This is a genomic window from Pseudomonas sp. DVZ6 (assembly GCF_024259445.1).
Lineage (GTDB): Bacteria > Pseudomonadota > Gammaproteobacteria > Pseudomonadales > Pseudomonadaceae > Aquipseudomonas > Aquipseudomonas peradeniyensis.
In genome coordinates this window covers 1-1,594 of sequence record NZ_JANCLM010000090.1, presented here as the reverse complement: position 1 = coordinate 1,594, position 1,594 = coordinate 1, and the positions used below count along the sequence as shown (strand labels likewise).

Sequence of the window (1,594 nt, the reverse complement as noted above, 5' to 3'; positions counted from 1 at the left end):
TGCCCAGGCCGCAGGCCAAGGTTCGGCCAGCCAGGCGCCGGCGTTTACTGTCGTGGACCGCAGCCAGCCGCTGCCGCTGTCCTACGCCCAGCAACGCCAGTGGTTCCTCTGGCAGTTGGAGCCGGACAGCGCCGCCTACAACATCCCTTCGGCCCTGCGCCTGAAGGGCGAGCTGAACATCGAGGCCCTGCGCAGCAGCTTCGCCGCGCTGATTGCTCGTCATGAAACCCTGCGCACCACCTTCCATCAGGAAGGCGACCAAGCCTGTCAGCGCATCCACCTGGCCAGCGACTTCGACCTGGTTGTCGAAACGGTCAGCGCCGAAGCCCTGCAGGCACGTATCGTCGAGGAAACCGCCCAGCCATTCGACCTGGAGCACGGCCCGCTGCTGCGCGCCCGCCTGCTGCGCCTGGCCGCCGACGAGCATGTGCTGGTGCTGACCCTGCACCATATCGTCGCCGACGGCTGGTCGATGCCGGTCATGGTCGATGAAGTGGTGCGCCTGTATGCCGCTCATTGTCAGGGCATTGCCCCGCAACTGCCGGCCCTGGCGTTCCAGTACGCCGACTACGCGGCCTGGCAGCGCCAGTGGATGGAAGCCGGCGAGCAGGCTCGCCAGCTCGACTACTGGCGCCGACAGCTGGGTGATGAGCAACCGTTGCTGGAGCTGCCGACCGACCGTCCGCGGCCCCTGCAGCAGAACCACGCCGGCGCACGCCTGGACATCCGTCTGGAGCGCGAGCTGGTCGAGGCCCTCAAGGCTACCGCGCGGCAACAGGGCGTGACCCTGTTCATGCTGCTGCTGGCTTCGTTCCAGACGCTGCTGCACCGCCTCAGCGGGCAATCGCAGGTGCGCGTCGGCGTGCCGGTGGCCAACCGCAATCGGGCCGAGACCGAGGGCCTGATTGGCTTCTTCGTCAACACCCAGGTGCTCGACGCCCGCTTCGACCTGCGCACCACTTTCGCCGAGCTGCTGCAACAGGTCCGCCAGACCGCCGTGCAGGCCCAGGCGCACCAGGACCTGCCGTTCGAGCAGCTGGTCGAGGCGCTGCAGCCCGAGCGCAGCATGAGCCACAGCCCGCTGTTCCAGGTGTTGTTCAACCACAAGACGGAAAACCCCGGCACGGCCCAGGAGCTGGCCGGGCTGCGGATCGAGGGGCTGGACTGGGAAGACCGTACCACCCAGTTCGACCTGGTGCTCAACACGGTCGAACACAGCACCGGGTTGAACGCCATCCTGAGCTATGCCACCGCGTTGTTCGACCCGGCCACGGCCGAGCGTCTGGGCGGGTACTGGCGCAACCTGCTGCAGGGCATCTGCCAGGACAGCGGCCAGCGCGTGGCGCAGTTGCCGTTGTTCGATGCGGCCGAGCTGGTCGAGCTGCAAGCGGATGTGCAGCGTTATCCAAGCGCCGAGTGCGCTCATGTGCTGATCGAGGCGCAGGCGGCACGTACGCCTGAGGCGATCGCCGTGACCTTCGCCGGACAGGCACTGAGCTACGACCAGCTCAACCGCCGCGCCAACCGCCTGGCGCACAAGCTGCGCGAGCAGGGCGTGGGGCCGGATGTGCTGGTGGGTATCGCCGTGGAGCGC

The 1,594-nt window shown here is 67.8% G+C and carries 1 protein-coding gene; it reads left to right on the top strand.

Annotation, left to right across the window (positions count from 1 at the left end; all coding sequences use genetic code 11):
• Positions 1-1,594 (top strand): condensation domain-containing protein (locus NMG10_RS25735; RefSeq protein WP_254465368.1); only part of this gene is annotated, 1,594 nt, incomplete at both ends.